Source organism: Streptomyces sp. NPDC051567, assembly GCF_044454165.1.
Lineage (GTDB): Bacteria > Actinomycetota > Actinomycetes > Streptomycetales > Streptomycetaceae > Streptomyces.
The window spans coordinates 108,946-132,964 of sequence record NZ_JBITDK010000006.1; the positions used below are offsets into that span (position 1 = coordinate 108,946).

Annotated in this window: 20 protein-coding genes; 14 read left to right on the forward strand and 6 right to left on the reverse strand. The window is 72.5% G+C overall.

The annotated features are described in order from the left end of the window. Positions 1–3: 3 nt before the first annotated feature. Entirely contained in the window at positions 4–2,082 is a 2,079-nt protein-coding gene (locus ACIA5F_RS09630) for a transglycosylase domain-containing protein (protein ID WP_399350997.1), read from the reverse strand. A 517-nt stretch (positions 2,083–2,599) separates the two neighbouring features. Here ACIA5F_RS09630 and ACIA5F_RS09635 point away from each other — a divergent pair. Further along, positions 2,600–4,771, forward strand: coding sequence for an FG-GAP-like repeat-containing protein (locus ACIA5F_RS09635; protein WP_399350999.1), 2,172 nt, complete (start codon positions 2,600–2,602; stop codon positions 4,769–4,771). A gap of 133 nt (positions 4,772–4,904) precedes the next feature. Here ACIA5F_RS09635 and ACIA5F_RS09640 read toward each other — a convergent pair whose 3' ends face one another. After that, entirely contained in the window at positions 4,905–5,585 is a 681-nt protein-coding gene (locus ACIA5F_RS09640; protein WP_399351001.1) for an SRPBCC family protein, read from the reverse strand. 143 nt (positions 5,586–5,728) lie between these two features. Here ACIA5F_RS09640 and ACIA5F_RS09645 point away from each other — a divergent pair, with 143 nt between their 5' ends. Beyond that, positions 5,729–6,403: a TetR/AcrR family transcriptional regulator gene (locus ACIA5F_RS09645; protein WP_399351003.1), complete on the forward strand. Its 675-nt coding sequence runs from the start codon at positions 5,729–5,731 to the stop codon at positions 6,401–6,403. On the opposite strand, the gene ACIA5F_RS09650 is transcribed toward ACIA5F_RS09645, so the two are convergent. Further along, positions 6,312–8,906, reverse strand: a complete 2,595-nt coding sequence (locus ACIA5F_RS09650; protein WP_399351005.1) for a YfhO family protein — start codon at positions 8,904–8,906, stop codon at positions 6,312–6,314. The genes ACIA5F_RS09645 and ACIA5F_RS09650 overlap by 92 nt on opposite strands. Before the next feature lie 454 nt (positions 8,907–9,360). On the opposite strand from ACIA5F_RS09650, the gene ACIA5F_RS09655 reads away from it, so the two are divergent. The 12 genes from ACIA5F_RS09655 (at position 9,361) to ACIA5F_RS09710 (ending at position 21,240) form a co-directional block, all read left to right on the forward strand. After that, positions 9,361–10,803, forward strand: coding sequence for a PIG-L family deacetylase (locus ACIA5F_RS09655; protein WP_399351007.1), 1,443 nt, complete (start codon positions 9,361–9,363; stop codon positions 10,801–10,803). A 366-nt stretch (positions 10,804–11,169) separates the two neighbouring features. Further along, on the forward strand, positions 11,170–11,421 hold the full coding sequence (locus tag ACIA5F_RS09660) for a hypothetical protein (RefSeq protein ID WP_399351009.1): 252 nt from the start codon (positions 11,170–11,172) through the stop codon (positions 11,419–11,421). Between the two features lie 3 nt (positions 11,422–11,424). After that, a complete protein-coding gene (locus ACIA5F_RS09665) occupies positions 11,425–11,682 on the forward strand; it encodes a hypothetical protein (RefSeq protein WP_399351011.1) in 258 nt (85 codons plus the stop codon). A 268-nt stretch (positions 11,683–11,950) separates the two neighbouring features. Then, positions 11,951–14,878 carry a Na+/H+ antiporter subunit A gene (locus tag ACIA5F_RS09670; RefSeq protein WP_399351013.1) on the forward strand — a complete coding sequence of 976 codons (2,928 nt, stop codon included), beginning with the start codon at positions 11,951–11,953 and terminating at the stop codon, positions 14,876–14,878. After that, a complete protein-coding gene (locus tag ACIA5F_RS09675; RefSeq protein ID WP_399351015.1) occupies positions 14,875–15,606 on the forward strand; it encodes a Na(+)/H(+) antiporter subunit C in 732 nt (243 codons plus the stop codon). The genes ACIA5F_RS09670 and ACIA5F_RS09675 overlap by 4 nt, the downstream gene beginning before the upstream one ends. Next, positions 15,603–17,279, forward strand: a complete 1,677-nt coding sequence (locus ACIA5F_RS09680) for a Na+/H+ antiporter subunit D (RefSeq protein WP_399351017.1) — start codon at positions 15,603–15,605, stop codon at positions 17,277–17,279. The genes ACIA5F_RS09675 and ACIA5F_RS09680 overlap by 4 nt, the downstream gene beginning before the upstream one ends. A gap of 7 nt (positions 17,280–17,286) precedes the next feature. After that, complete coding sequence (locus tag ACIA5F_RS09685; RefSeq protein WP_399351019.1) at positions 17,287–17,892, forward strand: Na+/H+ antiporter subunit E; 606 nt, start codon at positions 17,287–17,289, stop codon at positions 17,890–17,892. Beyond that, positions 17,889–18,254 (forward strand): monovalent cation/H+ antiporter complex subunit F, encoded by a 366-nt coding sequence (locus ACIA5F_RS09690; RefSeq protein ID WP_399351021.1) that lies wholly within the window; start codon positions 17,889–17,891, stop codon positions 18,252–18,254. Before ACIA5F_RS09685 ends, ACIA5F_RS09690 begins: the two co-directional genes overlap by 4 nt. Further along, positions 18,251–18,649, forward strand: a complete 399-nt coding sequence (gene mnhG / locus ACIA5F_RS09695) for a monovalent cation/H(+) antiporter subunit G (protein WP_399351023.1) — start codon at positions 18,251–18,253, stop codon at positions 18,647–18,649. The genes ACIA5F_RS09690 and mnhG overlap by 4 nt, the downstream gene beginning before the upstream one ends. Positions 18,650–18,782: 133 nt before the next feature. Next, positions 18,783–19,859, forward strand: a complete 1,077-nt coding sequence (locus tag ACIA5F_RS09700) for an LLM class flavin-dependent oxidoreductase (protein WP_399351025.1) — start codon at positions 18,783–18,785, stop codon at positions 19,857–19,859. A gap of 5 nt (positions 19,860–19,864) precedes the next feature. After that, complete coding sequence (locus tag ACIA5F_RS09705) at positions 19,865–20,548, forward strand: FMN reductase (protein ID WP_399351027.1); 684 nt, start codon at positions 19,865–19,867, stop codon at positions 20,546–20,548. A gap of 137 nt (positions 20,549–20,685) precedes the next feature. Then, positions 20,686–21,240 carry an RICIN domain-containing protein gene (locus tag ACIA5F_RS09710; protein WP_399351029.1) on the forward strand — a complete coding sequence of 185 codons (555 nt, stop codon included), beginning with the start codon at positions 20,686–20,688 and terminating at the stop codon, positions 21,238–21,240. A gap of 143 nt (positions 21,241–21,383) precedes the next feature. Here the strand turns inward: ACIA5F_RS09710 and ACIA5F_RS09715 are convergent, their stop codons facing one another. The 3 genes from ACIA5F_RS09715 to bla all read right to left on the reverse strand — a co-directional run bounded on the left by ACIA5F_RS09715 (position 21,384) and on the right by bla (position 23,924). Next, positions 21,384–21,554, reverse strand: a complete 171-nt coding sequence (locus ACIA5F_RS09715; protein ID WP_399351031.1) for a hypothetical protein — start codon at positions 21,552–21,554, stop codon at positions 21,384–21,386. Between the two features lie 461 nt (positions 21,555–22,015). Then, positions 22,016–22,855, reverse strand: a complete 840-nt coding sequence (locus ACIA5F_RS09720; RefSeq protein ID WP_399351032.1) for a class I SAM-dependent methyltransferase — start codon at positions 22,853–22,855, stop codon at positions 22,016–22,018. A gap of 130 nt (positions 22,856–22,985) precedes the next feature. Further along, positions 22,986–23,924 (reverse strand): class A beta-lactamase, encoded by a 939-nt coding sequence (bla, locus tag ACIA5F_RS09725; protein ID WP_399351320.1) that lies wholly within the window; start codon positions 23,922–23,924, stop codon positions 22,986–22,988. Between the last annotated feature and the right edge of the window lie 95 nt (positions 23,925–24,019).

The window sequence follows — 24,019 nt, forward strand, 5'->3', positions numbered from 1 at the left end:
TCCTCACGGGCTTGAGGAACCGGCCGCCGGGGCCGCCGGGGCAGGCGCCACCGCCTGGTGGTAAGCCTCCCAGATCAGTGGCGGGAAGGCGTTGCCCCGATCGGAGTCGGGGCCGCCCACCCCTTGCATGGGCAGTAGCTGCGGCACGTCGGGCTTCGTGCGGAACATCGCGACCGAGGTGCTCAGTTCCTCCGTCATGCCGATGAACCACGCTGATTTCATACGGTCGTTGGTGCCCGTCTTGCCCGCCCAGGCCGGGAAGGGGGCGTTCTGGGCCTTCGGCGGTCCCAGCGCGGTCCGGCCCACCTGACGGAGGGCCGCGCCGACGATCGAGGCGACCTCGGGGCTCATCGCCTGCCGCTTCTTGGGCCGGTCGAAGCCGTCCACCGCGGTGCCGTCCCGCTCGACCTTGGTCACCGAGTAGGGCTCGGTGGCCCGGCCCTTGTTGATGAAGGTCGTATAGGCGCTGGCCAGCCGGACGGCGCTGGGGGTGGAGGTGCCGATCGCAAAGGTCGGCTCCAGCTTGGCCATGCTTTCCTCACGCAGTCCCGACGCGACCGCCATCTCCTTGATCTTGTTCAGTCCGATCTTCTTGCCGATCTCCACGAACGGCGTGTGGTCCGAGTCGACCAGGGACGAGTAGAGGTTCAGGTACGGGATCGTCGGCGCCCCCTGCGGCCGGGGCCGCAGGGGGCCCGGTTCGGAGCCCTCGATGGCGGGGCGTTCCCCGCTGGTGAGCCCCTGCTCCAGAGCGGCGGCGTACACGAAGGGTTTGAACGCCGAGGCCGCGGGCACGCCCGAGGTGTCCGCGTTGTTGCTGAAGTGCGTGATCGCGTCGGAGCCTCCGTAGACCGCGACGATCGCCCCGTCCGAGGGGCGTACCGAGGCGGCGCCGACCTGTACGTGGTCGTCGTCCGGGCGCGTCTTGGGGTCCAGGCGTTCCGCGCGCACCTTCTCGACGGCCTTGGCCAGCGCGAGCACCTTGGTCTTGTCGAAGGTGGTGTGGACGTGGTAGCCGCCACTGGCGAGATCCTTGTCCGTGAGCCCGCTGCGGCTCTTGACGTACTTGTTGACGATGTCGACGAGATAACCGACCTGCCCGGCCTGGCTGGTCGGTTTGGCGGGCGGCTTCGGCTCGGGGAACTCCGTGTACTTCGCGCGTTCCTCAGCGCTCATCGAACCCGTCTGGACCTGACGGTCCAGAATCCAGCTCCAGCGGTCCTCGGCCCGTTGGCGGTTGCCGTCGCTGCGTGACGGGTCGAAGCTCTCGGCGCCTTTGAGGACGGCGGCCAGCAGAGCGCCCTGGCTGGGGTTCAGTTCCTTCGCGGGGATGCCGTAGTAGGCGTACGAGGCGGCCTGGACGCCGTACGCGTCACGGCCGAACCACGAGGTGTTGAGATACCCCTCGAAGATCTCCGTCTTGGACTGCTGGTTGCTGACCTTCAGGGCGAGGAAGAACTCCTTGACCTTGCGCTGGACGGTCTGGTCCTGGCTCAGGTAGGTGTTCTTCACGTACTGCTGGGTGATCGTGGAACCGCCCTGGGTCTCCTTGCCCTTGACGATGCTGACGGCCGCGCGGGCGATGCCCGTCACCGAGACGCCCGAGTCGCTGTAGAAGTCCGCGTTCTCCGCCGCGATCACGGCGCGCTGGACGGACTCGGGCACCTGGGAGAGCGTGACGTCCTGCCGGTTCACATCACCCACGCTCACCATTCGGCTCCCGTCCGCCCAGTAGTAGACGGTGGCCTGCCGGCGCGCGGAGTCGTGCGCGTCCGGGATCTTCACCTGGAGGTAGACGGCCGTGAAGAGGCCGGTGAGGGCGCCGGTGGAGAGCAGGAACAGGCCGGAGGTCAGCTTCCAGGAGGGCGTCCAGCGCCGCCAGCCCCGCAGACCGCTCCTGGGGAAGTCGATGCGGAGGCGGCGGACCGTCCGGGCAGCTCTCCTGCGGCTCCTCGCTCTGCGCGAAGGGCGGCGGGTGTGCTTCGGACCTTCCGCCCGTTCCGCCCGTTCCGTCCCTCCCGTCCCTCCCGTCCGTTCCGGGCTTCCGGTGCGGTGCGCGCGACGCTTGCGGGGCAGCCTCATGCGGTGTGCGGACCTCCTCGATGGCGAGCCGCCACTCCGGCGAAATGGCGGACTCGGCCGAGAAGATGATCAGACCGCGATCACGGTTGGGTCGTTCACAGGATCTCCATATGTGACGCGGTGGTCATTCCGCTACGTTCCGTTTCCACACGCCGGAAGCCTGTTGGCGCGCTCCGGTTCCCGAGCTTCCATGGCCGGGCGGACCCCGGAATGACGGCGGCCCGTCCACCGGGCGTACCGCGGCGGCCCCCACCGCGCGCGGCGGCCCCGGCGCCGGCGCGGCCCCCACCGGCCTCGCCCCTCGCCACCCCCCTCGTTGCCAGTCGTACCAAAACGCTTCTCGCGGGGCCCGGCCCCGTTAGCCTGTCTGTCATGCAGGCGTTCGAATTATGCGTCTGGTGTGCGGTTGCCCCCCTGTCAACTGGGTTCCGTGGAAGTCGGGTTCGGCCGACAGCCGTTCCTGGCCGAAATCTGATGCGTGTTCCGGCGCGACCGACATCTCTGGACCAGGGGGAACATGAGTCCCGTTCGCACACGTCACCGGATCGGCACGCTGGCGGTCGCGGTACTGGCCGTCGCGGGGTCCGCCACCTTGGCACCGCCGGGCAAGGCGGTGGCCGCGTCCGGGCCCACCGACCACGTCATCTTCTGGAACAAGGTCCTGCTCGACGCGTACCGGCAGACCCGCAATACCGGACCCGGGCCCTTGGCGCACGCGGGAGCCGTGATGCACACGGCGATCTGGGACGCGGTGAACTCCGTCCTGCCCGCCGCCGACCGCCGGTTCCGTCCGTACCTGACGGTGGTTCCGGCTCCCGGCACCGCGTCGGTCGAGGCGGCGATCGACCAGGCCGCGCACGACACCCTGACCGGGCTCTTCCCCGGCTTCAACCCCGGCCACGACTTCGCCGCCGACTTCCGCCGGGCCCTGGCCACGGCACGGGCCACCATCCCGGCCTCCGTCACCGAGACGGCCCGCGGCCAGGGAGCCGCCGTCGGGAGCGAGGTGGCCCGGGTCGCGGTCGAGAGCCGGCCCAGCACCACACCCGCCTGGGACCCGTCCTACACCCTGGACAACGTGCCTGGCGCCTGGCGGCCCACCGACCCCGGGCAGTCGGCCCCGGCCAACCCCCACTGGGGCCGGCTCGCCCCCTTCGCCATGACCTCCGGCGCGCAGTTCCGTCCCCGGCCTCCCGCCCAGGCCACCTCCTACGCGGCGCTGCTGGCCGACCCCGCCTACGCCACGCAGGTCAACGAGGTCAAGTCCCTGGGCTCGGTCACCTCCACCACCCGCACCGCCGACCAGACCGGACAGGCGTTCTTCTGGGCCAACGACGCCGACGGCACCTACAAGCCGCCCGGCCAGCTGTTCGACATCACGCAGACGGTCGTCCAGCAGAAGGGGCTGACCCAGACGGAGAACGCCAGGCTGTTCGCCCTGGTCGCGGTCGCCCTGGCCGACGCCTCGATCGTCGCCTGGGACGCCAAGTACACGACCGGCATCGACCTGTGGCGTCCACAGAGCGCGATCCAGCTCGCGGACCCGGGCACCAGCCCGGCCATCATCCCGGACCCGGCCTGGCAGCCCCTGTCCGTCAACCCGGCGGGCAAGCGCTTCAGCCCGCCCTTCCCCGCCTACATCTCGGGACACGCCACCTTCGGCGCGGCCTGGGCCGGGGTGATGCGCGGCGTCTTCGGCGACCAGGTCACCTTCACCGCCACCACCGACGACCCCCAAGCCGTAGGAGCCACCCGTACCTTCACCACCTTCACCGCCGCGGCCAGGGAGAACGCCCTGAGCCGCATCTACCTCGGCGTGCACTACCGCTGGGACGCCGATGCCGGAACAGCGGCGGGCAACTCCCTGGGCGCCTACGTCCGCGGCAACGTTCTCACCTCGGCACCCGCCTACGTTCCCGGCGCCGGATGGACCTTCGCGGGAACCGCCGACTACGACGGCGACGGTTACTCCGACACCATCGCCCGGGACGATGCCAGCGGCAACCTCTACCTCTTCCCCGGGGCCGGGGACGGCTACAGCAGCCGGGCACGCGCCCTGATCGGTACCGGCTGGGGGAACTTCACGTTCGCGGGTGTCGCGGACTACACCGGTGACGGGAACCCCGATGTCATCTCCCGCAACGAGGGGAACGGCAACCTGTACGTCTACCCCGGCACCGGTGGGACGGGCCGCCTGGCCGGAGGCGTCGAGATCGGTATCGGCTGGGGGAACTTCACGTTCGCGGGCGTTGCGGATTACACGGGTGACGGGAAGCCCGATGTCGTGACCCGTAACGACGGGAACGGCAATCTGTGGGTCTATCCCGGGACCGGTGGTACCGGGTATGTGAGCGGGGGTGTCCAGATCGGTATCGGCTGGGGGAACTTCACGTTCGTGGGTGTCGCGGATTACACGGGTGACGGAAAACCCGATGTCGTCACCCGTAACGACGGGAACGGCAACGTGTGGGTCTATCCCGGCACTGGCGGTACCGGGTATGTGAGCGGGGGTGTCCAGATCGGTATCGGCTGGGGGAACTTCACGTTCGTGGGTGTAGCGGATTACACGGGTGACGGGAAGCCCGATGTCGTCACCCGCAACAACGGGAACGGCAACCTGTACGTCTACCCCGGCACCGGCGGCACCGACTACCTCAGTGCGGGCCGCGAGATAGGCAACGGCTGGTGACCCGCTGAGCCGGCCCGGGGCGCAGCGCCGGGATCTCCCCGTCGCCCTCGTCCGGGCCGCCGATCGGTAGGCCCAGCGGCCACGCTCCGAGCCCCGTACGGCACCATCCGTACGGGGCTCGTCTCGTCCTCGGTCAGCGCGACTGGCCGTGGTCGTGACCGTGGGTGTCGTGGGGGTGGGCTTCGGCGGCGGACTTCAGGTCGCGCAGCCATGCTTCGAGGCCCTCGCGGAGAATCCCGGTCGCGAGGGGAACGTCCGCCTCGACCTGGGGGCCGGTGTGGGTCTCCTCGGTGCTCACGAGGACACCACCGCCCTTGACCTCGGTGAAGTTCCATACGTGGACGCCGTCGATGCGCAGTCCTTCGCCGATCGCGGGGCCGGTCCAGCGGATGCACGCGCCGCGCTCGATCTGCCGGACGGTCGAGGTGATCTCCAGGCTGGTGGCGGGAGTCGCGGGGTTGGGGGGCACCGGAACCGTCCACCGGAATGCCGAACCCTTGCGGAAGGGGCCGTGGCCGAGGCGTTCCACGGTCTCGACGGGGGTCTGCCAGGACGGCCAGTTCTCCACGTCGGTCTGTAGCTTCCAGACGGTGCGCAGCGGGGCGTCGATCACGATCCCGGTCCGGTGGCGGACGAGGGCGTCGGGATCGACGCCCTTCCCGCGGCAGGTGAGGGAGTTGCCGGGGTGGGAGGCGGGGGAGCCGGTGGCCCCGGCGGGCGCGGCGGCTGTGCCGAGGAGGCCGAGGACGAGCGGGACGGTGAACAGAGCGGCGCGGACACCGGTGTCGCGGATGCTGCGGATGCTGTCGGACATGGAGTTCTCCTCCGTCGGCGATAGATGCTCATGCGTTCGTTAGAAGTTATAACGTCATGCGGGAGGATGGGTCAATGGGGTGCGTGATAGCTTCTCGCCAACACTTGAGGATGTAGCCAGAGGGATGGGGGCGGTGGCGGGCCATGGCGACGACAGGTGCGGGTACCCCGCGGGAGCGCTATCGGGCCCAGGTGCGGGCGGAGATCACGGAACGCGCCTGGGAGCAGATCGCCACGGCGGGCGCGTCCGCGCTCTCCCTCAACGCGATCGCCAAGCAGATGGGCATGAGCGGACCGGCGCTCTACCGCTACTTCGCCAGCCGCGACGACCTGATCACCGAACTCGTCCGGGAGGCGTACCGAAGCCTCGCCGGGACCCTCCGCACGGCCTCCGCCGCCGGCGGCGACCTGGCCGGGCTGGCACACGCCCTGCGCGGCTGGGCCCTGGCGGACCCTCAGCGGTACTTCCTCGTCTACGGAACCCCCGTACCCGGCTACCACGCGCCCCCGGACATCACCGCCATCTCCTCCGAGATCATGACGACCCTGCTCGACGCGTGCGCGGCACTCACCCCGGGCAGCGCCGCCGCGACCCCCTTCGGGGCCTACCTGGAGGACCACCGGGACTGGGCCGCCGGCCACCCCGCCCCGCCCGGGGCCCTCCACCGGTTCCTGACCTTCTGGACCCGCCTGCACGGCGTCCTGTCGCTGGAACTCGCCGGCCACTTCACCGGCATGGACCTCGACCCCGCCCTGCTCTTCGCGGCCGAACTGGACGACCTGCTGGCACCCCGGACCCGTACCCGGACCCGGGGCTGAGACCGGACACGGCCGCGGTGAGGGACACCGCGAACAGCGCGGCGGCGGCGCAGGCGCTGAGGACCACGCCCGGTACCAGGCCGGGAGGGCGGTAGGAGCACGCGACGCTGCGGGCGGCGGTCATCCGGACGGCGATCAGTCCCGCGAGGGTGGCCGGTGGCCGGGGTGCGCCGCCGTCGACCGCGCACTCCCACCCCTCCACCGCGGGGACGGAGACGACCGCGACCGCCGTGCGGGGTCCGTGGAAGTCGGCCCTGATGGAATGTCCCGCGGCGCTCACCCGGGCGGGAGCACCGGCCGTCAGTTCGGCGACCGCCCGCTCCAGTTTCCGGTGGTCGAGACAGCCGACCACCGCACCCGCGACCGACCGGTCCGGCCCGGGAGCCGGCCCTGGAGCCAGCCCGACCGGGAAGTCACCGCCCCGGGTGACGCGCCCCAGCCGGACCAGGCCGCCCCGGGTCATCGGGGCCTCCCCCCACGTCCGTGTGACGGTGCCGAGGGCGGTGACGGAACCGGAGTACCAGGGCGCGTGGAGGTAGGCGTCGGTTCCGGCGGGGCACCTGGCCGTCAGGACCCGGGACCGGCCCGGCGGCAACCGGCCCGGCCCGGTGTCCGGTGTGCTCACCGGCGCGGTCCCCGGCGCGGGGCGCAGCCCGGCAACGGTGTACACCGCCGTCCCCAGCGCCCGGTTGCGGCGGTCGAAGACGGACGCGTCGGCGCGGCCCTCACCGTCCAGCCCGGTGCCCGGGGCCCGCAGGGTCACCACCGGTGGTACGGAGCCGGTGTGCTGCGTGAACTGGCCGAAGGCCGCGGGGGCCGGTTCGAGGTGACTGGTGACCCCCATGAGGACCCGGCCCACCGGATCGTCGAAGGAGACCAGGTGACGGCCTCCCATGTACCAGCCGGCCCCGAGCGCGGACAGCGCCGCCGCGCTCCTGGCGGGGACGTAGCTGCTGTAGTAGGAACCACCCTCGCCGTCCAGCAGCAGGGGGTCGTTGTCGGCGAACTCGTGCGGCCCGGGATCACTGCGCCCCTGCGGCCACGAGGCATGGGAGCGCACCGCCAGGTACGCGGCCAGCGACCGGGCGTCGAAGGTGCGCTTGGGGCGCCACCAGTCGCTGCGGTCACGGATCACCGTCACACCCAGGGTGGCACCCGCCGCGCCCGCGAACACCATGACCGTGAGCCCCGTCGCGACCAGGCGCCGTCGGCGCGCACCCCCGGCGCGCGGAAGGAGCCACAGCAGCGCCAGCGTGAGCGCGCCCCCCACGACCGTCAGCGCCCACGTGGCCCGTGACACGTACCCGCCACCGGCGGCCAGGGCGAGCACCAGCGCCAGCACCGATGCCCCCGCCGCCAGCTCACGGGGTCGCGGGCGGTAGGTCAGCGCGAGCCAGGCGGTCACCACCGAGACCGCGGTGAGGGCGATGGACGCCCGGTACGGCCCGCCGTTGGGCAGCGCGCCCCCGTGCCACAGCAGGAGCGTGGGCCTCCACACGAAGGAGAGCGCGACGGCCACGACGAGCGCGCTCCACAGCACCCGCTCCCGGACCGGCGCGCGCCCGAGGAAGGGAAAGGTGAGCAGGAGCAGCAGGGCCAGGACACCGACCGCCGCCTGCGGGGCGCCCGCGCCGTAACCGGCGGGCAGCAGGTGCGCCAGGTAGGCGCGGAAGGACGGGGCCCCCGCGTAGGCGGCGTCGGGCGCGGGCTGGGCGAGCCGGGCGGCCTTCCACGAGACGGTGAGGACCGGTGCCGCGAGCAGGACACCGACGGCGGCCATCGACAGGGCGCGCAGTGCCGAGCGGCCCCGCTCGCGCACCGGCCGGGAGTCGAGGGCCAGCCGTACCGCCAGAACGAGCCCCGCGCACAGGGTCGCCATCGCCGCCGTGTAGAAGTTGCCCGCCCAGCAGACGGCCACCAGGAGCGCCCCCGCCGTCCAGTGCCGCCTCCTCACGCACCAGTCCCCGGCGATCCCCAGGAGGGGGAAGGACACCAGACCCCACATCCACATGGGGTCCGCCCAGCCCACCCCCGTGGTCCAGGAGCTGACGCCGTACCCGACCGCGAGGAGGGCGGCCTGCCAGGGGACGCCGTCGCGCATCCGCAGGAGGAGGACGGTCATCAGGGCCGTGCCGCAGCCGATGCACAGCAGCGTCACCAGGAAGACCGGAAGCTCGATCATGCTGCGGGGGAAGACCCCGACGAGCCATGAGAACGGGTTCATCAGGTAGGCGAAGAGATCGGCGAGGAAGGGGACCCCGTAACCGCTTCCCCAGTTGAAGAAGAGGTCCCCGGTGGTGGTGCCGTGCATCAGGTCCCACAGCCGGGCGTGGAAGGGCACGAACTGGTTTCCGAGATCGTTGACCGCCCGGGACCGGGAACCGAACGGGTACGTCCCGTGCACGGCCATGGCCAGGCAGTACGCGCCCATCGCGAGGACGGCGGCCAGGCCCGCGGCGCGGCGCGGGGAACCCGCGCGGACCGCCGTTCCCCGGACGCTCACCCGGGGTGTCCCGCCGGAGCCCGGACGGGTTCCGCCGCTCCACGCCCGTGGTCCGCGCCCGGGCCGCGCCGTACGGACTTCACGATGCTGGCCTCCCGTCCCGACGGCTTGCCCTCCCCGTGCCCGCCCCGACCTGGGTGGCGGCAGGAGTCGACGCTATCCACGGCCGGGGCGGGCGGCGACCCCGGCGCACCTCCGTTCCCGCCCCGGACAGCCCGCCCACCGACCGCCCCCGCTCCGGGCCCCGGTGCGCCGACGCGACGGTCCCGCCGTGCGCGCGCTGAGCCGAAAGGGGCACGCACCCCGCCTCCTGCGGCCCGGCCCGGCGGCCTCGCCGCCCCTGCCGGGGTGCGCGCCCGGAAGGGGTGGCGTAGTAGTGGTCGCAGGCCGCCCGCTGCCGAGGGGGCCGGGCGCACGGTCACGCACGGGCCTGACGAGGAGCGCGGGAGCGGTCATGAAGCGGTACGGACGCACGCGCGCGGCGCTCGCGGCGCTCTCGGCCGTGGCGCTCTGCACGGCCCTCGCCGTCCCGTCCGTCCCGTCCGTCCCGCCCGCGTCGGCGGTGCCTCCACCGCCCGGCACCGGCACCGGCAGCGCCCCCGAGCCCCCCGGGTGCAGACGGACCCTCGTCGGAGTGGCCCACCCCGACGACGACCTCTTCTTCATCAACCCGGAGATCATGCGGACCGTCCGGGCCGGATGCTTCGTCTCCACGGTCTACCTCACGGCGGGGGACGGAGGGGAAGAAGTCCCGCACGAGGCGAAGAACTATGCGATGAACAGGGAGAACGGCATCCGCAAGGCGTACGCGGAGATGGCCGGCGCCCCCGGCCTCTGGCAGCGGGACGACGTGCGCGCCGGCGGCCGGCTCGTGCGCTCGTTCCGGCTCTTCGGCGGGGGGAACCGTCCCGACCTGCGGCTCACCTTCCTCGACCTCCACGACGGGAAGCCCCGTGGACAGGAACCGGAGAGCCTTCTGCGGCTGTTCGAGGGAACCAAGAGGTCGATCACACCGCTCCGAGGAAGGCCCGCGTACACCGAGAAGCAGCTGTTGTCCGTGCTGGCCGCACTGACCAGAGGGGCCCGGGCGGAGCGGATACTGACGCTGGACCCCGACAGCGCCTCGTTCACGACCGGGGTCGACGGACGGGTGGACCACAGCGATCACGGCATCACGGCACGGTACTTCCGGGAGACCGCCTACCGGACGGGCCTTCCGTCGGCCTTCTACCTCGGGTACACGGTGTTCCCCCTCCCGGGCAACCTCTCCCCGGCCCAGGCGGCCGGGAAGGAAGCGGTCGTCCGGTGGTACATGGCGCACAGCCGATGCCCGCGGGAAAGTGTCTGCACCGTCAGCGGCCCCTACGCGGGAGTGCTTTCCCACCCCTACCGCCGCTGGGTGGACAGGCAGTACCGGCGGACCCACAGGAAACCGGGGCCGGGCGAGATCCTCGGGACCATCGGCAGGGTGACGGAGTCCGGAGGACCGCACCCGGAGCAGTGCCTCGGCGCGGACGCGCAGGAAGGCCCGCCGAAGCCCGCGACGGTCGCCATCCTCCCGTGCGACGGCTCCGCCGGACAGAAGTGGCAGGTGAGGGCCGACGGGTCCATCAGGAGCCTGCTGAAGGGGGACCGCTGCCTGGCGGCAGTGGCCGGCCGCGCCGTGCTGAGGCCGTGCCGGCCGTCGGAAGCGGAGCAGAAGTGGAAACCCGTGGCATGGCACGGCGCCGACCGGAGGACGCCCTCCTGGAAGCTCATGGGCGCCGGGAACGCATGTCTTTACCAGAACGACCGCTCGTTCGCCCGATGGAACCGGAACGGACAGCCAAGTCCCCGTCTCGACCTGGTCAACTGCGACCGGCCGGTTCAGCCGGAGCTGCTCTGGAACTGGACCTGACGCCCCCCGGGGCGCCCCCGGCCCGCACCGGCGGCGCCCACACCGGGCCGGGGTTCGGCGTCGACCCGCCGGGCCCACTGCCTCGCCACCGGCCGCCCCGTCGTACCCCGGGTCCCGTTCGGCCTGGCGAAGGGCCTGACCGTGGTGGTCGTACCGCGACCGGCTGCCTCACGTTCCCGCTGTGGGCCCTCGGCTCATTCGGTCGTGTGTGCGCTGCCTTCGTGCTCTGGGGAGGGCCGGGCCTCACCGCGTACCGTGGCCGGCACGGAGGCCGCAGGCCGGCCCGCTGCCGTGGCAGGCGGGCTGTCAGGGACCAGAGGTGTGGAGGGCAGCGCGGTGAGCGATACGCCGGACAGGTGGACCACGGTGGTTCATGACCAGGAGGTCGGGCTGCCGTCCACGATCGAGGACGTCCGCGCCGCGCTTCCCCCAGCACAGCGCGCGTCCTTCGACGTGGAGATCGGCACCACCTCGGGCCCGGAACTCCCGCTCCGCCTGGCGATGTGGGCCCTGCGTACGGTTCCGGGCGCGGTGGAGGAGATGGACGGCCAGGTGGACCGGCTGCGCGCCGGTGACTACACCGGCGTCACCTTTCCCGACGACGGCCGGACCGTCTGACCCATGGCCTACCGCATCGCCTACGCCGCCCAGGCCGACACCGCCCGCCGCAGGCTTCCTGCCCAGCGCCGCGGCGTCCTGGACAAAGCCATGAAGGCCACGATCGGGAACAACCCGTACGGTCACGGCTCGGTGGAGGCCAAACCCGGCGAACGTGACTACCGCGAGGCCACCCTTGCCGGCGCGGACGCGATCGTCGTCCACTACGTCAGCACCCCCGACGTCCTCACCGTCACCGCCGTCAAACTCATCACCTTCTGAACAGCCTGCCTGCCCGCCTGCCCGCCGAGTGCGCTGCGCCACCGTTCTCCCCCGGGCGCCACGGGAGTGGCGTCACGGCGGCGCGCGGCGGTCCCTTCCGGTTCCGGAGGCCGTCGGTGATGGGCCGGCAGGGGTGACCTCGGGGCCGGTCAGGGTTTCGTCGGCGCGCCGGGCCGGGAAGCGGCGCGGGGGCTTATAGCAATACCCCCGTGCCTTCTGTCCTCTTTGTCGTGACCGTCGATGGCAGCGGGCCGCTGTCCGGGGCCGCATGGCAGCGCTGATCCTCTGCCACTTCCTGCTCGCCGCCTGCGCGGGACCACTCGTCGGCCGGTTCGGCCCCCGGGCCTTCGTCGTGCTGGCGCTGCCGCCCGCCGCCACCGTGGCATGGGCCGCCGCCCACTGGGGCCGGGCCGCGTCCGGCGGGTCGGTGCGGTGGTCGCTGGCGTGGCTCCCGGACTACGGGGTCCGGCTCGCGCTGCGCCTGGACGCGCTGTCCCTGCTGATGGTGCTCCTCGCGGCCGGGGTGGGCGCGCTGGTGCTGCTGTACTGCGTACGGTACTTCGCCGACGGCACCCCGCTGCTGGGGCGGTTCGCGGGCAATCTGCTGGCGTTCGCCGGGGCCATGCTGGGACTGGTCCTCGCCGACGACCTCGTCCTGCTCTACGTGTTCTGGGAGCTGACCACGGTCTTCTCCTACCTGCTGATCGGCCACGGCAGCGAGCACAAGCAGAACCGCCGCTCGGCGCTCCAGGCGCTGACCGTGACCACCTTCGGCGGACTGGCGATGCTCGTCGGCTTCCTGATGCTGGGGAACGCGGCGGGCACCTACCGGATCTCCGCCCTGGTCGCCGACCCGCCCGCGCCCTCCACGACCGTGTCGGTGGCCGTGGTGCTGGTCCTGCTGGGAGCACTGTCGAAGTCCGCGATCTGGCCGTTCAGCCTCTGGCTGCCCAACGCGATGGCCGCGCCCACACCGGTGAGCGCCTACCTGCACGCCGCCGCCATGGTGAAGGCGGGCGTCTACCTCGTCGCCCGGCTGGCCCCCGCGTTCGCCGACACCCCGCCGTGGCGTCCCCTGCTGCTGGTCCTCGGCGCGCTGACCATGGTGCTGGGCGGCTGGCGGGCGCTACGGCTCAACGACCTGAAACTCGTCCTCGCCTACGGCACCGTCAGCCAGCTCGGTTTCCTCACCGTGCTGGCCGGGGCCGGTCACCGCGACACCGCGCTGGCCGCCGGGGCGATGATCCTCGCCCACGCCCTCTTCAAGGCACCGCTCTTCCTGGTCACCGGGATCGTCGACCACGCCACCGGCAGCCGTGACCTGCGTGAACTCTCCGGCGTGGGACGGGCGCTGCCCCTGGTCGCCGTGGTCGCCACCCTCGCCGGGGCGTCGATGGCGGGCCTGCCGCCGCTGCTCGGCTTCGCCGCCAAGGAGGCGGCGTTCACCGCGCTGGAGCAGGGGAGCGCGGCCGAGCGGTGGACACTGGGCGTCTGCGTCGCCGGGTCCGCGCTGACCACCGCGTACACCCTGCGGTTCCTGTGGGGGGCGTTCGCCCGCAAACCCGGCCTCGCGGACACCCCCGCACGCCGCGTCGGCCCGGCGTTCCTCGGCCCGCCCGCGGTGCTCGCGGCGGGCTGTGTGCTGCTGGGCCCCGGCGTGGGGTGGCTGAACGGGCTGCTGGGGGCGTACGCCGACGTCTTCCCGGCCCCCGCGCACCCGTACAGCCTCTCGCTCCGGCACGGACCCGGCATCGCGCTGCTGCTCTCGGGAGCCGCGTGGGCGGGCGGACTCGCGCTCTTCCTGGCGCGCGGCCCGGTGGTACGGCTGTCCCGGCGGGTGGCGTGGCCGACCGCCGACCGGATCTTCGGCCTGGGGCTGCTGGGACTGGAGCGGCTCGCGCTCCAGGTGACCGGTTTCTTCCAGCGCGGGTCGCTCCCCGTCTACCTGGCCACCGTCCTGCTGGTGCTGCTCGCCGGGCAGCTCACCGTGCTGTGCGTGGACCGGCCGTGGCGCGGCGCCGCCCCGCCCCGGCTGTGGGACTCGCCCACCCAGGGCGCGATCGCCCTGCTGACCTGCCTGGCGGCGCTGCTCTGCCTCCAGGTGCACCGCCGGATGAAGGCCGTGGTGATGGCGGGGCTGACCGGATACGGCACGGCCCTGCTCTTCGTGGTGCAGGGCGCACCCGATCTGGCGCTCACCCAGTTCTGTGTCGAGACGGTCTCGCTCCTGGTGTTCGTGCTGGTCATGCGCCGGATGCCGGTGTACTTCCAGGAGACCATCAGCCGCTGGCGGCTGATGGTCCGGGTGCCGCTGGCGCTGGCCGCGGCGGCGACCGTCTCGGTCGTGCTGTGGGTGGTGGCCGCGGCCCGGCGCGCCGACCCGGCGGGCCGGGCGCTGGTGTACGAGACCGCCCACCACGGGGTGAAGGACGTGGTGGCGACGACCCTCGTGGAGTACCGGGCCTGGGACACCCTCGGCGAGTCGGCCGTCCTCGCCGTCGCCGCCGTGGGCGTGACCAGCCTGATCTACTTCCACCGCCGGACCGGCTCCCCGGACGACTTCGCGTACGGGACCGCCCACCCGGCCGCCTCGGTGCCCGGCCCGCAGGCCGGGCGCACCGCCTGGTCGTTCGGGTCCGGCACGGTCACCCCCGTACCCGCCCCCGAAGACAACGCGCCCGAGCGCACCTGGCTCGCCGCCGGCCGCACCCTCGCCCCCGAGTACCGCTCGGTGGTCTTCGAGGTGGTGGCCCGGCTGGTCTTCCACCCCATCCTCGTCCTCTCCGTCTACCTGCTGTTCTGCGCGGAGAACCTGCCGGGCGGCGGCTTCGTCGGCGGCCTGGTCGCGGGCGTGGCGATGACGGTGCGCTACCTCGCGGGCGGCCGGTACGAACTGGGCGAGGCCGCCCCCGGCCACCCCGGCCTCTTCACCGGGCTCGGCCTCTTCCTCTCCACGGGGGTGGCGCTGCTCGGGCTCGTCGACGGGACCGTGCTGCACGCCCTCTCGTACGAGGGACACTGGCCGGTCTTCGGCGACTTCCGCCTCGGCACGCCCCTCGTCTTCGACGCGGGGGTGTACCTGCTGGTGCTCGGCGTGGTGCTGGACATCGTGCGGGCGCTCGGCGCCCGGGTGGACCGCCAGATCGAGCGGGAGGCGGCGGCCCGCGAGGTTGCCGGGCGGGGGGCGGGCCGGTGACCGTCAGCCTCAGCCTGCTGGTGACCGCCGGGGTGCTGTGCGCCGTGGGCGGGGTGCTGCTGCTGATGCGGGCGCTCAGCCGGGTCCTGATCGGCGCGGTGGTCCTGGGCAACGGCATCAACCTGCTGATGCTGAGCGCGGGCGGCGCCGCCGGGCTCGCGCCGCTGCTCCACCCGGGCGTCGAGCTGTCCCGGGTGACCGATCCGCTGCCCCAGGCGATCGCGCTCACCGCCGTCGTCATCACCCTCGCCACCACGGCGTTCCTGCTGGCGATGGCGTACCGCAGCCAGCGCGTCAGCGGCACGGACGAGGTCCAGGACGACATCGAGGACCGCAGGGTCGCGCTGCGCGCCGAGGTCCAGGAGCAGCGGGCCGCCCTGCGCGAACGCCACGGACCCCGCGGGCGCGGGCCCGAGGGGGACCGGAGCGCGTACCGCTTCGAACGCCGGAGGCTGCGCGCGGTGCTCCGCGAGGACCGCGCCCTCCAGGCACGGGCCCGTGACGCGTCGGGCGACCTGTGGAACGACATCCTGGGGGAGGACCCGGAGGACCGCGAGAACCCGTGGGACCCGTGGGACCCGTGGGACCGCGACGGCCCGGGCGCCGGGTCGGGCGGGTCCGGCGGAGGTCACGGGGGTACCGGCGCCGGCTCCGGTCGAGGTCCCGGCGGTGGTGCCGGTTCCGGTGGGCGGGACGGACGGCCCCACCCCGAGGAAGGCCCCGGATGAACGCTCTCGTACCGCTGCCCGTGCTGCTGCCCCTCCTGGCGACCGGCTTCGGACTGGCCCTGGGCACCCGCTTCCCGCGCGGTCAGCGGGTCGTCAGCGTGGTCGTGCTCTCCGCCGTCCTGGCGCTGTCGGTGACCCTGCTGATCGCCGCCGACACCCGGGGCCCGCTCGCCGTCCACCTCGGGGACTTCGCGCCGCCGCTCGGGATCACCCTGGTCGCGGACCGGCTCTCCGGGCTGATGCTGACCGTGTCGTCGGCGGTGACCCTGTGCGTACTGGTCTACTCCCTCGGGCAGGGCATGGCCGACCGGGACGACCGCACCCCGCTCGCCGTCTTCCACCCGGCCTATCTGGTCCTGGTCTCCGGGGTGTCCTGCATCTTCCTCGCCGGCGACCTGGTCAACCTCTACGTCGGCTTCGAGATCATGCTGGTGTCGAGCTTCGTCCTGCTGACGCTCGGCGGCACGGCGTCCCGCCTGCGGGCCGGTTCCACCTACGTCGTCGTCTCCCTGATCTCGTCCATGGTGTTCTTCACCGCCGTCGCCCTGACCTACGCGGCGGCGGGCACCGTCAACCTCGCCCAGCTCGCGGTGCGGCTGGCGGAACTCCCCCTCGGGGTGCGGACCCTCCTGGAGGCCACGCTGCTGACGGTGTTCGCGGTGAAGGCGGCCGTGTTCCCGCTGGCGGCCTGGCTGCCCGACTCGTACCCCACCGCGCCCGCCCCGGTCACGGCCGTCTTCGCCGGGCTGCTCACCAAGGTCGGCGTGTACTGCATGCTCCGCACGGAGACCCTGCTCTTCCCCGGCAACCGGCTGGGGCACCTGCTGATGGCCGCCGCCTTCGCCTCGCTGCTGATCGGGGTGCTCGGCGCGGTGGCCCAGACCGATCTCAAGCGGGTGCTGTCCTTCGTCCTGATCAGCCACATCGGCTACATGGTCTTCGGCATCGGCCTCGGTTCCCGCGCCGGGATCGGCGGCGCGATCGTCTACGTCGTCCATCACATCACCGTGCAGACCGCCCTCTTCCTGGTCGCCGGGCTGATCGAGCGGCGCGCCGGGACCACGGAACTGACCCGGGTCGGCGGTTTGGCGCGGGCCGCCCCGGCGCTCGCCGTGCTCTTCTTCCTCCCCGCGCTGAACCTGGCCGGAATCCCGCCGATGTCGGGCTTCATCGGGAAGCTGCAACTGCTGCGGGCCGGCGTCGCCGAAGCCGACGGCTGGTCGTACACCCTGGTCGCCGCGGCCTCCCTCACCAGCCTGATCACGCTGTACGTCATGGCCAAGGTCTGGAACCTCGCCTTCTGGCGGACCGCGCCACCGGACCGGCCCGCGCGCGGCACGGTCCTGGAGGAGCGGGACAGCCACGACGACTGCGGCGACGGCTCCGCGGACATGGACCCGGAGGGCGGTCGGCGCACCGGCCCGTCCCCGGGGCGTACCGGCCCGTCCCGGGGGCGGCCCGCCGGACAGGCCGTGACCGCCACCCTCTTCGGCGGGACCATCACGACCACCACCGACCGGCTGCCGCCCACCATGACCGGGGCGACGGCGGCCCTGGTGCTGCTCTCGCTCGCGTACACGGTGCTGGGCGGTCCGTTCACCTCGCTCACCGACCGGGCGGCATCCGAACTCCTGGAACGTTCCCCCTACATCGAGGCGGTGCTCGGCCGGTGACGCCCCCATGATCTCCCTGAAGTTCCGCGATCCGGACCTGCCGCCGTACAGCTGTGCGGTGGTGGGCCGCAGGCGCCGGGTACTGGATCTGCCGCTGATCGCCTGGCTCACCGTCATCTGGACCCTGCTGTGGGGTACTGCGAGCTGGGCCAATGTCGTCAACGGGGTCGTGGTGGCCGTGGTCCTGTGCCTGGCCTTCCCGCTGCCGGCGGTCGATCTCCGGCTCCGGCTCCACCCGCTGGGCATCGCACGGCTGGTGGTCCATCTGCTCCGGGACATGTACACCTCCGGGGTGAAGGTGGCCCGGCAGATGTTCGACAGCAGGCCCTACCGGGCGGCCGTGCTCGCGGTACCGCTGCGCTGCCGCAGCGACCTGATGCTCACCGCGACGGCGGTCGCCGTCTCCAACGTCCCCGACGGTTCGGTGGTGGAGGTGCGCCGCGCCAACGCCACCCTCTTCGTCCACATCCTGGAGGCCGACGACCCGGCCGCGGCGGACCGCGCCCGGCGGTCGGTGTGGCGGATGGAGGAGCTGACCGTACGCGCCTTCGGCGACCGTGACGAGATCGCCCGCGTCCGCCGGGAACCGCCCCCCGGGGAGAGCGGACGGTGAGGACGGCCCGGGCCGTGGACGAGGCGCTGCTGACGGCCGCCGCGGTGATGATCCTCGTCGCCGGGGCGCTGGTGGTCTACCGGCTCTGGCGGGGCCCCTCGATGCTGGACCGGGCGATGGCCCTCGACGTCCTCGCCGCGCTCATGGTCGCGGGGATCGGGGTGCGGTCCGCCGTGGCCCGGGACGCCCACTACTTTCCGATCATGCTGGTGGTGGCCTTCCTCGGGTTCACCGGCTCGGTCGGCATCGCCCGCTTCATCGCGGTCCGCGACCGCGTGCCGGACAGCCCGGGACCCCGTACCGGAGCCGGGACCGGGACCGGGACCGGTACGGGGTCCCGGGCGGGGGAGGAGGGCGGGTGAGCGGCTGGGCGCAGACGGCCGACACCACCGGCGCGGTCCTGCTCTTCCTCGGCGCGGCCGTCAGCCTGCTGGGCGCGATCGGCATGCTGCGGCTGCCCGACGTGCTCTCCCGCGGCCATGCCGCGACCAACCCCCAGTCGCTCGGCATGCTGCTGGTCCTCTTCGGGGTCGCGCTGAGGCTCCGCAGCGGCATCGACCTCGGCACGCTCGGGCTCATCGGCTTCTTCCAGCTGCTGACCGGCCCGGTCGCCGCCCACCTGGTGGCCCGGGTGGCGTACCGCACCGGCCACGTCGGGCGGGAGGGGCTGCTCTTCGACGAGCTGGACGAGCAGCTCAGCGGCAGTCCCGAGGGGGACGGCCCGCACCCCCCGGGACCGCCTCCCCGGGAGCGGTGAGACGGCCACGGCCACGGTCACGGGGGTGTACGGGGGTGTACGGGGCGGATCGGGAATAGCTGTTCGGGGTCCCGGGTTGTAGGGTTCGGATTCAGTTTAAAGTTCAACCAATCTGGGATCTGAGGTGGGCAGGATGCAGTTCGGGATCTTCTCGGTGGGCGATGTCACGACCGACCCGACGAACGGCCGGACGCCGGGCGAGCACGAGCGGATCAAGGCCATGGTCGCCATCGCGCTCAAGGCCGAAGAGGTCGGACTCGACGTCTTCGCGACCGGCGAGCACCACAACACACCGTTCGTGCCGTCGTCCCCCACCACGATGCTGGGCCACATCGCCGCCCGTACCGAACGCATCACGCTGTCCACGTCCACGACCCTGATCACCACCAACGACCCGGTGAAGATCGCCGAGGACTACGCCATGCTCCAGCACCTCGCCGACGGCCGCGTCGACCTGATGATGGGCCGTGGCAACACCGGACCCGTCTACCCGTGGTTCGGCCAGGACATCCGCCAGGGCATACCGCTCGCCGTCGAGAACTACGCGCTGCTGCACAAGCTGTGGCAGGAGGACGTCGTCGACTGGGCGGGCAGGTTCCGTACGCCCCTCGAAGGCTTCACCTCCACCCCGCGCCCGCTGGACGGCGTGCCGCCGTTCGTCTGGCACGGCTCCATCCGCTCCCCCGAGATCGCCGAACAGGCCGCCTACTACGGGGACGGCTTCTTCGCCAACCACATCTTCTGGCCCAAGGAGCACTTCCAGAAGCTGATCGACCTCTACCGGCGGCGCTACGCCCACTACGGACACGGCACCCCCGAACAGGCCGTCGTCGGCCTCGGCGGCCAGGTGTTCCTGCGGAAGAACTCGCAGGACGCGGTACGGGAGTTCCGCCCGTACTTCGACAACGCGCCCGTCTACGGCCACGGGCCCTCGCTGGAGGAGTTCAGCGAGCAGACCCCGCTCACCGTCGGCAGCCCCCAGGAGGTCATCGAGAAGACCCTCACCTTCCGTGAGACCTTCGGCGACTACCAGCGCCAGCTGTTCCTGGTCGACCACGCCGGGCTTCCCCTGAAGACCGTCCTGGAACAGCTCGACCTGCTCGGCGAAGAGGTCGTCCCCGTCCTGCGGAAGGAATTCGCCCGGCTCCGCCCGGCCGGAGTACCCGCCGCGCCGCCCACCCACCCCGCCGTCCTGCGGAAGGAGAGCTGACCCCCATGGCACACACCCCCGCCCCGCTGAAGCTCGTCGCCGTGACGGCCGGTCTCGGCCGGCCGTCCTCGACCCGGCTCCTCACCGACCGGCTCACCGAGGCCACCCGACGGCACCTGGGCGCCACGACGGACCCCGGAACACCCCTCGCCGCGACACCCCTGGCCGAGGTGGGCGCCGTCGGACCGCGCGCCGTCGAACTACGTGTCGTCGAACTGCGCGACCTCGCGGTCGACATCGCCCACCACCTCGTCACCGGCTTCCCGCCGCCCGCGCTGCGCGAGGCCCTCGACGCGGTGACGGAGGCCGACGGCGTCATCGCGGTCAGCCCCGTGTTCACCGCCTCCTACAGCGGCCTGTTCAAGTCCTTCGTCGACCTGATCGACCCCGACGCGCTCACCGGCACCCCGGTGCTGATCGCCGCCACCGGCGGCACGGCCCGCCACTCACTGGTGCTGGAGCACGCCATGCGGCCCCTCTTCTCGTACCTGCGGGCCGTGGTCGTCCCGACCGCGGTGTTCGCGGCGACCGAGGACTGGGGCGGCACCGAGGGCCCGGCGGCCCGTGTCGACCGGGCGGCGGGAGAACTGGCCGCGCTGATGACCGGCCGCGCCGCGCTCCGGCTCCCCGGACAGCAGCCGGAGGTCGTCCCGTTCGCGGAACAGCTCGCGGCGCTCCGTACCGGCTGACCCGACGAGGCGTCTCATCACGATCCGCGCCAACTCGCATACAGTGAGTGACATCACCGTGCGTGGCCGATCAGGTCGGGCAACCGGTGCCGCCGGCCGAGCGGTCCGGCGTACCCGCAAGGAACGGAGCAGAGTTCGTGATCTCTCTCAGCAGGGGCCTCATCCGTACGGCGGCCGTCACGACGGCGTCGCTGACCTGTGTCGGCGCGTTCGCGTCGACGGTCGCCGCAGCGCCCGCAAGCACCGGTGGGGCGGGCGGCCGGCTGGCGTCCGGGGTGTGCCTGGACGTCGGCAACACCCGCGCCAACGACGCCAAGGTGAGGATCTGGGAGTGCCTCGACCACCCCAACCAGGAGTTCGTCATCGACGCCGGACGCGTCAAGGTCGCCGACACCGTGGGCACGGCCAAGGAGATGTGCCTGGACACGGGCAACACCCGCAACAACGGTGACAGGGTGAGGATCTGGGAGTGTCTGCGCAGCTCGGGCGGGGTCGCCAACCAGAGCTGGGTGGTGCGCGGCGGAGCGCTGGTGGTCGAGAACACGATCGGCGCCGGACGCGAGATGTGCGCGGACGTCGGCAACACCCGCCGCAACGGTGACAGCGTCACCCTCTACCAGTGCGCCTCCACCAACACCAACCAGAAGTTCGTCGTCCAGCGCGGCTACATCAAGGTCAAGGACACGCTCTGAGATGACCCACCGCCTGCCCTCCACCCGAAGGCGTGAAGGGCAGGCCGGTCCGGGGGGTGGGCCGGGGCCGGCCCGGGGGCGCCGCGTTCGCGTTCGTCGCGCGGGCCCCGGAGCCGGAGCCCGGGAGGCTGACCGGGGCCGGGTCAGGGTCTGAGCACGATCTTCCCGGCGAGCCGTCCGGCTTCGCTGTCGGCCTGGGCACGGGCCGCCACCACCCGCAGCCGCACCTGCCCGGGCCCGGGCCGCGGCAGCTCGACCTCGGTCGGCCGCAGGACCTCCGGCCCGCCGAACTCCTCGAACACGATGGCCTTCATGACCGTCTCCCTCTCCTGGCACCGACCGGACCACAGGGCCGCCGACCGCACGACCCCGGGCCCGCGACTTCCCCGTCGACCCGCCACGCTAGTGCTGTGACCGGAAAGGTTCACCGGCCCTCGACGCCCGGCACGGCGCCTCGCCGCGTTGTCGGACCACGCAAGTACGTCCAGTACAAGCCGTGACCCTCCGCCTTGCGATGCGCTCGGCATCCGAAGGATCAAGGCAAGAGCCGAGACGAAGTGAGCGCAGCGAACGCAGTCGCACCGGACGCCGCGGGCCTACCGGCAAACCTTTCCGGTCACAGCACCAGGCCGAACCCGCGCCCCCGCCCCTCGGCACACCCCGGACGAACCGCTCCGACACCCGAACGCGCGCCGGTGCCCCCTCTCACCGCGCCAGGTGATCTGATCCCCGGTCCGGCGGCCCGGGGCGACGTGGAACCCCGGCGACCCGGCGTTCACGCCTCGGGGCGCCGCGCGGTGACCGTGTAGTAGTCGAGGGTTCCTTCGTGGAAGGCCCGCAGGAAGTTGCGGGGCCAGGTGGACGGTTCCCACATGCCCGCCAGCCAGCGGTCCCAGCCGGGCCACACCGATGCTCCGATCGAGGTGACCCGCACATCGGCCAGGCCGGCCCGTTCGAGGCCGCCGACCAGGGAGGGGACGGTGTGCGCGACGTCCAGGCCGTCGGCGAAGGTGTCGAGCAGTTCGGCCAGGCGCCCGGCCGCGGCCGGATCGGTGCCGGGGACGAAGAAGCCGGCGATGACGGCGCGGCCACCGGGCCGCAGGACGCGGGCGGTCTGGTGGGCGAACGCGTCGAGGTCACGGAAGTGCTGGGCGGCTTCGATGCTGTACAGGCAGTCGAACCCGCCCTCGCCGAACGGCATGTCCTCGGCCGCGCCGCGCACAAAACGCAGCCGCTCGGGACGGCGGGCCAGCAGGCCGGTGTTGGCCCGCCCGGCGCGTTCGAGCTGCTGCGGATGGATGTCCATGCCGGTGACGTGCGCGAAGCCGTACTCCTCGATCGCCAGCGCGGCGCCGGCCCCCAGGCCGCAGCCGGCCTCCAGGGCCCGCAGTCCGCCGGTCGGCGCCAGGGTACCGAGCACGTGGCGGTACAGGGCCCGCTGACTGCTGATCCGGTCGTGCCCGGTCAGCGGGCGGTCGAGGTCGATGCCCTGCCAGTAGCCGAAGTTGATGAACCCCCCGCCGAACAGCGGCTTCGAACCGAGATCGGCCGGACCGTACGCTTCCCGGACCTCGGGCGGGATCGGGTCCTTCGCCGCGTCGGAACATTGCGTCATCTGCGCCACCTCCGTGGTGAAGAGCGTTCCCCCGCCCGGCGGACCGCGCACTCCGGGCAGGGACGGTGCCGTCGAGGTCGGGCCGGGCCAGGTCGCCCAGGTCAGGCCGGGTCAGGTCAGGTCGGCCGGGTCAGGCGAGTTCCGCCGCCAGCAGTGCGGCGGTCCGGGCGATCAGGGGGTGGTCGCCCGGTGCGTCCCGCTGCCGCTTGGTCGTCAGGACGGACAGTACGACCGGAGTCCGGTCCTCGGTCCAGGCGATGCCCACGTCGTTGTTGGTCCCGTACTGCCCGCCCCCGGTCTTGTCCGCGAGGGCCCACCCGGCGGGGAGCCCCTTGCGGAAACGCTCCGTGCTGGTGGTGTTGGCCAGCATCCAGCCCGTCAGCAGGTCCCTGTCCCCGGGGGCGAGGAGGTTCCCGAGAACGAGACCCTCGTACGTCCGCCCGATGGCGGCGGGAGTGGTCGTGTCGGTCTCGCGCCCCGGCTCGGCCGTGTTCAACTCGGGCTCCCACCGGTCGAGCCGGGTCGTCCGGTCCCCGGTGGAGCGGCAGAAGCGGGTGACGGCGGCCGGTCCCCCCAGCTCGCGCAGGAGCAGGTTCGCCGCGGTGTTGTCGCTGTAGCTGATCGTGGCGGAACACAGCGCGGCCACGGTCATGCCGTGGGCGAGGTTGCCGGCGTCCCCCGTGACGGGGGAGTGGCCGGCCTTCTCCACGTCGTCGGCGGTGTACCGGACGACCCGGGCGAGGAACGTGCCGTCGTGGTCCAGGTCCCGCAGAACGGCCGCGGCGGCGAGCGTCTTGAACACCGAGCACATCGGGAAGGGTTCGTCCGCCCGGTACCGCACCGTCTCGCCCGTGACGGTGTTGCGGGCGAACACCCCCAGCCGGGCATCGTGCTTGCGCTCCAGCTCACGCAAGTGCCGGACGATCCCCGACCGGCCGGGAGCCTGCGCCCGGGGCCCGGCGTCCACGGGCGCGGCCACCGCGCTCCCCGCGCCGACGGCCAGCGCCGTGCCGACGCCGAAGGCGAGCACCGTGCGACGGGTGGGGCGTCCTCCTGAACTCACGCTCATCATGATGCTGCTGCCTCTCTCTGCCTCTCTCTGCCTCTCCGCGGTCATGACACCGGTCAGGACGCCCCACCCGTTCCACCGGTTCCCCACGTTCC